The organism is Dactylosporangium siamense (genome assembly GCF_016862795.1).
GTDB lineage: Bacteria > Actinomycetota > Actinomycetes > Mycobacteriales > Micromonosporaceae > Dactylosporangium > Dactylosporangium siamense.
On record NZ_BONQ01000134.1, the window covers coordinates 1 to 8,398 of the forward strand.

Here is an 8,398-nt window from a genome sequence, read left to right on the forward strand (position 1 = left end):
CGAGCCGGTCCAGGGCATCCATCACGCGTCCCCTTGCGACTGGTGCTGCCGCTGGTGCTGCCGCCGGGCGTCGTGGTCGGCCGCGCGATAGCCATGGGCCGCCAGGCGCAGGGCCTCCGCGGTCTCGGCGAACCGGATGCCGTGCGCCGAGGCCTCCCGGGAGCGGGCGGTCAGCGCCGTGGTCAGGGTGCGGTGCAGGGCGCGGCCCAGCTCGCCGGGGCCGCCCGGGGCGTCGCCGCCGAGCGCCCGGGAGCCCGGGTCGGTGAGCGCCATCGTCGTGCTCGCCCCGGCCAGCTCGTCGCCGGCGGCTTCCAGCCGGCCGGCCAGATCGTCGAGTCGCATGCAGTCCCCCCGGAATGTCCGCGTGTGCTACGCCAGGGACCGGTAGTCGCCGAACGTCTCGGCGTGCAGCTTCTTCCTGGCCCAGGCGGCGGCGTCGGTGGCGGCGGTGACGGCCGCACGGACCGAGCGGGACAGCTCGGCGCCGCTCTGCCCCCGCAGCTGGTCGATCCGCACGTCGCGGATCGTGCCGTCGGCGGTGACCACCACCTCGACCAGACCGTCAGGGGAACGCACGCTCACCTCGACGGTCGTGACCGCCTTGTCGAACTCGGCGAGCAGCGCATCGATGCGGCGGTAGCGCTCCACCGCCTCCTCGATCCACGTCTCGTCGATCTCGCGCCCCATGTCGGCCCCTCCCCCGGGTGACCGTACGGCACCAGCCAGTGACACGAAACCCCGAAGTGCGGCCTGTGGATAACTTCAGCCGCGCCACAGCGCGAGCATCATCGCTTCGACGGCGATGCGTGGCTTGACGTTGGCCTCGATGGCGACGCGGCACTCCAGGACCGACTCGAGCCGGCGCAGCGTGCTCTCCGGCGCCCACTTCTGCGCGGCGGCGGCGGCCAGCTCGTCGGTGTCGCCGTGCACCGGCTCGACCGCCGCGGCGAACGTGTGGACCAGCACGTCGCGGTAGAAGCCGGCGAGGTCGACCAGCGCCCGGTCGAGGGCGTCGCGCTGGGCCCTGGTGGCGCGCGACTTCTGCCGGCGTTCGAGGTCCTTGAGCTGGCCCGCCGAGCCGCGGGCCGCCCCGGCGGCGCCCTTGCCGGTGCCGCCGGCACCGAGCGCGGTCTCCAGCGAGGCGCGTTCCCTGGCGTCGGTCTCGACCACTGACGCGGCGGCCTCGGCCTCGGCCGCCTCGATGAGCGCGGCGGCCGCGTCGAACGCGGCGCCGATGCCGGTCAGCCGGCGCGGCACGGCGAGGACCGCCTCCCGGCGGACGCGCGCCTGCGGGTCGCGGGCCAGCCGGCGGGCCCGCCCGACGTGGCCCTGCGCGGCGGCCGCCGCCCACGCCGCGGTCTGCTCGTCGAGGCCGTCCCGGCGGTGCAGCAGCGCGGCGATCGCGTCGGCGGGTGGCTGGCGCAGCGGGACGACCCGGCACCTGGAGCGGATCGTGACGGAGATGTCGTCGGGGTGGGTGCTGGGCGTGCACAGCAGGAAGACGGTGCGCGGCGGCGGCTCCTCGATGGCCTTCAGCAGCGCGTTGCCGGCGGCCTCGGTGAGCCGGTCGGCGTCCTCGACGAGCAGGACCTGCCAGCGGCCCTGGGTCGGTGAGCTGGCCGCGCGCAGGACCAGGGCGCGCATCTCGCCGACCGCGATCGACAGCCCTTCCGGCACCACGAACCGCACGTCGGCGTGGGTGCCGCCGAGCGTGGTGTGGCAGGCCTGGCAGTCGCCGCAGCCACCGTTGGGGCACTGCAACGCGGCGGCGAAGATGCGGGCGGCGACGGACCGGCCGGAGCCGGGCGGGCCGGTGAAGAGCCAGGCGTGGGTCATGCCGGCCTCGGGCACGTCGCCGCGGACCATCGCGCCGGCCGAGGCGACGGCGCGGGTCAGGGTCGCGACCGCGTCGTCCTGCCCGACGAGCTCGGCGAAGATCGGCGGCGCCGTGCCGACGCTCATGCCCGCCTCCCACCAGAGGTCAACTCGTCGCCCGCGGACACGGTGACCAGGCCGGCGAAGATCGGCGGCGCCGTGGCGGCGCTCATACCCGGGTCCCGCCGGACGGCAGGTCGTCGGTCAGCTCGTCACCCGTGAGCACGGTGACCGTCTCGGCCACGTCCTCGAGGACCTCCGCGATGTCGAACTCCTCGTCGGCGGGCATCAGGTGCCGGACCCGCTGCAGCACCCCGGTGGCCAGCGACTCGGCCGGCAGGGACGCGTCGAGCACCAGGTAGCGGCTCGGGTCGGCGGAGGCGAGGTCGAGGAACGCGTAGCGGACCCGCTCGTGGAAGGCGAGCGACTCGCTCTCGAGGCGGTCGGCGTCGCCGCGGCGGCCGGCCCGGGCCAGGCCCACGGCCGGCTCCAGGTCGAGCAGGACGACCAGGTCCGGCTTGAGCCCGCCGGTCGCCCACTTCGACAGCCACGACACCTCGTCGACCGGGAGGGTCCGCCCGGCGCCCTGGTAGGCCAGCGACGAGTCGACGTACCGGTCGCTGATCACCACGGCACCGCGGGCCAGGGCGGGCCTGACCACGGAGGCCACGTGGTGGGCCCGGTCGGCGGCGTAGAGCAGTGCCTCCGCGCGGGGGGTCACCACCTCGCCGGTGACCTCGGGCGGGTCGAGCACCAGGCTGCGGATCCGCTCGCCCAGCGGGGTGGCGCCGGGCTCGCGGCTGACGACGACGTCGCGGCCGAGCCCCCGCAGCGCCTCGGCGAGGTGCCGGACCTGGGTGGACTTCCCGGCGCCCTCGCCGCCCTCGAAGACGATGAAGATCCCTTGGGCGGCCTTCGGCTCGTCGGGGCTGAGCGGGCGGCCGCGGATCGAGCCGAGCACGTCGGCGAAGAAGGGCACGCCCTTCTTGTCGTCCATCTGCCGCAGGGCGATGATCCCGGCGATGACGCCGAAGACACCGGCAAGGGCGAGCAGCGGGCGGGTGCTGGAGACCTCGAACTCCTTGAACCCGAGGTTGAGGTGCCGCGACCCGCCGGCGCCGACGATGACGCTGGACAGCGAGATGGTGAGCATGAGCACCACGCGGGTGCCCATCTGCACGAAGGCGAACGCCCGGCCGCGCATGTCGTCGGCGACCTCGCCGCCGAGCAGCGTGGTGCCGGACAGGAACGCCATGCCGGCGCCGACCCCGACGAGCAGCGCACCGCCGACGGCGACGACGAGGTGGGTGGCGAGGGCCAGGATCAGCACCGAGCCCGCGGCCAGGACGATCGACAGGCCGAACCAGCGGCGCCGCGACAGCGCCCCGACGATCAGCGGGCCGGCCGCGATGCCGACGCCGAGACCGAGGAAGAGCGTGGCGAAGAGCAGCGCGAAACCGGCGTCGCCGGCGCTGAGCGAGACGGCGTAGAACTTCGCGGTGCCGACGACCACGCCACCGCCGGCGAAGGCGCCGAAGATGCCCAGCACCAGGCCGCGGACCAGCGGGGTCCGGCTGACGAACGCCCAGCCCTGGGTGAACTCCTTGAGCATCCCGGGCTTGCGCTCGACGGCGGCCGTGCGCCGGCCGCTGATCTCCTTGATGCCGAAGAACACGGTGATCGCGGTGGCGAGGAAGGTCAGCGAGTTGAACCACAGGGCGACCTCGCTCGGCTCGACCCCCTGCGGCCGGACGTCGCCGCCGCCGAAGATCGCGACGACGAGCTTCTCCAGGCCGATGAGCACCAGGCCGGCGAGCACGGGCGTGACGCCATACGTGGTGGCGAGGGTCAGCTGGTTGGCGGTTTCGAGGCGGGCCCGGGGCAGCAGGTTGGGCACCGCCGCCTCCTTGGCCGGCGTCCAGATCATCGCGGTGGTCTCGATGATGAACGTGGCGATGGCGGCCCACGCGATCACGAGCGTGCTGTCGTCGACGATCAGCGCGGCGGCCGGCATCGAGGCGAAGAAGAGGAACCTGATCAGGTCGCAGACGACCATGGTCAGGCGCCGGTCGAACCGGTCGGCGAAGACGCCGGCGACCGGGCCGAGCACCAGCGCGGGCAGCAGGCGCACGGCGATGACCGAGCCGAATGCCACACCCTGCGCCGCGGAGTTGTCCACCTGCGCGGCGGCGAACGTCGAGGCGGCCAGCAGCCCGAGCCAGTCCCCGAGGGACGAGAGCCCCAGCACCGCCCAGAGACGGCGGAACGGCCGGATGCGCAGGACCGCCTTCAGCTCCCCGAAGCCGGACAAGTCGCTGCTCGCGATGGCGGCACCTCCTCAGTAGACCGCTTACTGTAACCACGCTACCGGTCCGCGGGTGTCGCGCAGGTGCGGGCCGACACGCGTACGCGAGGTTCTTTCATATTCATCGCGGACTCGGTACGGTGAGTCGTGTCCAGCTCACGTGCCGCCCAGCGGGCCCGCTACGACCGGGCCACCGCCGACCTCGATCCGCCGTTCGCGATCGTCGACCTCGATGCCTTCGACGCCAACAGCGCCGCGATGGTCGGCCGCGCGGCCGGCAAGCCGCTGCGGATGCCCAGCAAGTCGGTGCGGGTCCGCGCGCTGATGGACCGGGCCCTCGCCCAGCCGGGCTGGCAGGGCGTCATGGCGTTCACCCTGCCCGAGGCGCTCTGGCTGGCGGAGCACGGCACGTCCGGGGACGTCCTGGTCGCCTACCCGACCGCCGACCGGGCCGCGCTGCTCCGCCTCGCCACCGACGAGAAGCTGGCCACGACCGTCACCGTCATGATCGACAGCCCCGCCCAGCTCGACCTGATCGACGCGGTCGTGCCGGCCGGCGAGCGGGCCGGTGCCGTGCGGGTCTGCATCGACCTGGACGCCTCCTGGCGCCCCGCCCGCGGCGTGCACATCGGGGTGCGCCGCTCACCCGTGCACAGCGCCCGGCAGGCCGGCGACCTCGCCGCCGCGATCGCCGGCCGGGCCGGGTTCCGCCTGGTCGGGCTGATGTCCTACGAGGCGCAGATCGCCGGGCTCGGCGACGCCCCGCCCGGCCGCCCGGTGCGCGGCGCGCTCATCCGCATGATCCAGTCCCGCTCGTTCCCCGAGCTCCTCGCCCGGCGCGCGGCCGTCGTCGCCGAGGTCCGCCGCCACGCCGACCTCGAGTTCGTCAACGGCGGCGGCACCGGCAGCGTCCAGGCCACCGCGCAGGACCCGGCCGTCACCGAGGTGGCCGCCGGCTCAGGGCTGTTCGGCCCGTGGCTCTTCGACGGATACCGCCGCTGGCGCCCGCAACCCGCGGCGTTCTTCGCGATGTCGGTGGTCCGCCGGCCGAACGCGCAGGTCGCGACAGTCCTCGGCGGCGGCTGGATCGCCTCCGGGGAGACCTCGCCGACCCGCCAGCCGCTGCCGTGGCTGCCGGAAGGCCTCCAGCTCATCGGCACCGAGGGCGCCGGCGAGGTGCAGACCCCGCTGGTCGGCCCCGGCGCGGCCGGCCTGCGCCTCGGCGAGCGGGTGTACTTCCGCCACGCCAAGGCCGGCGAGCTGTGCGAACACGTCAACGAGGTGCACCTCGTCTCCGGCGACACGATCGTGGACGTGGTCCCCACCTACCGGGGAGAAGGCAAAGTGTTCCTGTGATCAGGTGGCGGGTGGCGATGCGGCGGGCGCTCTACGGCGACGGCGGGTTCTTCGTCCGGCCGGACACCGGACCCGCCGCCCATTTCCGCACCAGCGTCCATGCCTCGCCGCTGTTCGCCGCCGCGATCGCCACCCTCCTCGAACGGGTCGACGAGGCCCTGGACCAGCCCGCCCGGCTCGACCTCGTCGACGTCGGCGCCGGCCGCGGCGAGCTGCTGCGCGGCGTCCTCGCCGCCCTCCCGCCGGCCGTGGCCGCCCGGGTCGCCCCCGTCGCCGTCGAGGTCGCCCCCCGCCCGTCGGACCTGCCCGACGCGATCGCGTGGACCGCCACCATCCCCTCCGGCATCGCCGGCCTGCTCGTGGCCACCGAGTGGCTCGACAACATCCCGGTCGACATCATCGAGCTTGATTCGCGTTTGCGGCCGCGGTACGTCCTGAGCTCCCCCGACGGCACGGAAGCCCTGGACGAGGCACCGCTGACGCCCGGTGACGCCGCCTGGCTGGCGCGATGGTGGCCGCTCGACGGGCTGCCCGAGGGTGCCCGCGCCGAGCTGGGCGCGCCGCGCGACGAGGCCTGGTCGGCCGCCGCCGGCAGCGTGACACGCGGGCTGGCCCTCGCCGTCGACTACGGGCACCTCCGTGCGGCGCGGCCGTTGTTCGGCACGCTCACCGGCTTCCGCGACGGCAAGGAGACCCCGCCGGTGCCGGACGGGTCGTGCGACCTGACGGTCGCCGTTGCGTTGGACTCGCTGGGCGTACACCACCAACTGCTGACGCAACGGGAAGCCCTGCGGCTGCTCGGAGTGCACGGCGGGCGCCCGCCGATCGCAATGGCCTCCGGCGACCCCGTCGGCTACGTGCGCGCGCTGGCGCGGGCCGGCGAGGCGGCGGAGCTCACCGACCCGTCGGGGTTGGGCGGACACCACTGGGTCATGCACTGGGTATGAACATTCGTCATACCGGCGGTACACTGGCTGCCATGACGGCCAAGGTGACGTTGTCGTTCTCCGACCAGACCATCGCCGACGCCCGGCACTGGGCCGAGCGCGACGGCGTGTCCCTCAGCGCGTGGATCGACCGCGCCGCGCAGGAGCGTGCCCTGCGCGAGATCTTCACCGCACACGCCGAGGCGGTGCGCCGGGCCAAGCCCGACCTGGAGCGCGCCGCGCTCGCCGACGAGGAGGAGATCGCCCTGGTCGACGCCGAGCTGTTCAGCGGGCGCCGTGCGGCGCGGTGAAGTCTGGCTGATCAAGGGCGCCCGCGAGCGCCTCGGCCTGATCATCAGCTCCGACGTGTTCAACAGCACGGACGTGCCGGTGGTCATCGTCGCCGAGGTCACCGACCAGGAGGAGCTGCGCGACTCGCCGCTCGCCGTCGAGCTCGACGACCTGGTCGTCATGCCCGACCGCCTCTCCTCACCGCTGAAGCGCTGGTTCACCGAGCGGGTCGCCGTCGCCGACACCGCGACGATGCACAACGTCTCGCGCGCGCTGCGCATCCTGCAGGACCTCTAGGCTGTTCCTTATGACCTCCGAGTTGACGGTCGGCACGGGAGCGGGCCTCGACACCGCCGACATGGTGCTCAACATCGGCCCCCAGCACCCCTCCACCCACGGGGTCCTGCGCCTCAAGCTCGTCCTCGACGGCGAGCGGGTCCTGAGCGCCGAGCCGATCATCGGCTACATGCACCGCGGCGCGGAGAAGCTCTTCGAGGTCCGCGACTACCGGCAGATCATCATGCTGGCCAACCGGCACGACTGGCTGTCCGCGTTCTGCAACGAGCTCGGCGTCGTCCTCGCCGTCGAACGCCTCATGGGCATCGAGGTCCCGGACCGCGCCGTCTGGCTGCGCACCGCACTCGCCGAGCTCAACCGCGTGCTCAACCACCTGATGTTCCTGGGCTCCTACCCCCTCGAGATCGGCGCCATCACCCCCGTCTTCTACGCCTTCCGCGAGCGCGAGACGATCCAGGCCGTCCTCGAGGAGGCGTCCGGCGGGCGGATGCACTACATGTACAACCGCGTCGGCGGCCTGAAGGAGGAGGTCCCGGCCGGCTGGACCACCCGCGCCCGCACGGCGATCGACCAGGTCCGCCGCCGCATGCCCGACCTGGACAACCTCATCCGCCGCAACGAGATCTTCCTCGCCCGCACCGTCGGCGTCGGTGTCCTGTCCGCCGCCGACGCCGCCGCGTACGGCGCCTCGGGCCCGGTCGCCCGCGCCTCCGGCCTGGACTTCGACCTGCGCCGCGACGAGCCCTACCTGGCCTACGGCGCCCTGGACGTCCCCGTCGTCACCCGCACCACCGGCGACTGCCACGCCCGCTTCGAGGTGCTGCTCGACCAGGTGTACGCCTCGCTCGACCTGGCCCAGACCTGCCTCGACGAGGTCGACAAGCTCACCGGCCCGGTGAACGTCCGCCTGCCGAAGGTGGTGAAGGCCCCGGAAGGCCACACGTACGCCTGGACCGAGAACCCACTCGGCATCAACGGCTACTACCTGGTCTCCCACGGCGAGAAGACCCCCTGGCGCCTGAAACTGCGCACCGCGTCCTACTCAAACGTCCAGGCCCTGTCCAAACTCCTCCCAGGCACCCTGGTCCCCGACCTGATCGCCATCCTCGGCTCAATGTTCTTCGTCGTAGGCGACGTCGACAAGTAGCCCCCGGCACTCGATCGCCGGAAGCCACCCCAAGTTCGCAAGGACAGCGCTGGCCATCTGGGTGATCCGCGCCGATGCTCGCGCCCCCACTCCAACCAGGTAAAACTGCGACCACGACGGACCGGTCGCGTCCACTGGCGTGGTGTACGGCCTTCGTCCTGGCCGCGGCTTCGGTCACGGTCGCCGATCATCCGCCTGGGG

At 73.4% G+C, this 8,398-nt stretch carries 9 protein-coding genes; 5 read left to right on the forward strand and 4 right to left on the reverse strand.

Annotated elements, in window-relative coordinates; all coding sequences use genetic code 11:
* Window positions 1–21: 21 nt before the first annotated feature.
* The 4 genes from Dsi01nite_RS42985 to tmk all read right to left on the reverse strand — a co-directional run bounded on the left by Dsi01nite_RS42985 (window position 22) and on the right by tmk (window position 4,186).
* A complete protein-coding gene (locus Dsi01nite_RS42985; RefSeq protein ID WP_203852199.1) occupies window positions 22–342 on the reverse strand; it encodes a hypothetical protein in 321 nt (106 codons plus the stop codon).
* A gap of 27 nt (window positions 343–369) precedes the next feature.
* A complete protein-coding gene (locus tag Dsi01nite_RS42990) occupies window positions 370–687 on the reverse strand; it encodes a YbaB/EbfC family nucleoid-associated protein (protein WP_203852200.1) in 318 nt (105 codons plus the stop codon).
* 75 nt (window positions 688–762) lie between these two features.
* Entirely contained in the window at window positions 763–1,962 is a 1,200-nt protein-coding gene (locus tag Dsi01nite_RS42995; protein ID WP_203852201.1) for a DNA polymerase III subunit delta', read from the reverse strand.
* Window positions 1,963–2,044: 82 nt separating this feature from the next.
* Window positions 2,045–4,186 (reverse strand): dTMP kinase, encoded by a 2,142-nt coding sequence (gene tmk, locus Dsi01nite_RS43000; RefSeq protein ID WP_308442127.1) that lies wholly within the window; start codon window positions 4,184–4,186, stop codon window positions 2,045–2,047.
* 141 nt (window positions 4,187–4,327) lie between these two features.
* Here tmk and Dsi01nite_RS43005 point away from each other — a divergent pair, with 141 nt between their 5' ends.
* The 5 genes from Dsi01nite_RS43005 to Dsi01nite_RS43025 are packed head-to-tail and all read left to right on the forward strand — an operon-like array spanning window position 4,328 to window position 8,197.
* Window positions 4,328–5,536 carry an amino acid deaminase/aldolase gene (locus tag Dsi01nite_RS43005; protein ID WP_203852202.1) on the forward strand — a complete coding sequence of 403 codons (1,209 nt, stop codon included), beginning with the start codon at window positions 4,328–4,330 and terminating at the stop codon, window positions 5,534–5,536.
* A 17-nt stretch (window positions 5,537–5,553) separates the two neighbouring features.
* On the forward strand, window positions 5,554–6,483 hold the full coding sequence (locus Dsi01nite_RS43010; protein ID WP_203852205.1) for an SAM-dependent methyltransferase: 930 nt from the start codon (window positions 5,554–5,556) through the stop codon (window positions 6,481–6,483).
* A gap of 32 nt (window positions 6,484–6,515) precedes the next feature.
* Window positions 6,516–6,773, forward strand: a complete 258-nt coding sequence (locus Dsi01nite_RS43015; protein ID WP_033363510.1) for a DUF6364 family protein — start codon at window positions 6,516–6,518, stop codon at window positions 6,771–6,773.
* Window positions 6,760–7,050, forward strand: coding sequence for a type II toxin-antitoxin system PemK/MazF family toxin (locus tag Dsi01nite_RS43020; protein WP_033363511.1), 291 nt, complete (start codon window positions 6,760–6,762; stop codon window positions 7,048–7,050). Before Dsi01nite_RS43015 ends, Dsi01nite_RS43020 begins: the two co-directional genes overlap by 14 nt.
* Window positions 7,051–7,060: 10 nt before the next feature.
* Complete coding sequence (locus tag Dsi01nite_RS43025; protein ID WP_203852203.1) at window positions 7,061–8,197, forward strand: NADH-quinone oxidoreductase subunit D; 1,137 nt, start codon at window positions 7,061–7,063, stop codon at window positions 8,195–8,197.
* The last annotated feature ends 201 nt before the right edge of the window (window positions 8,198–8,398 follow it).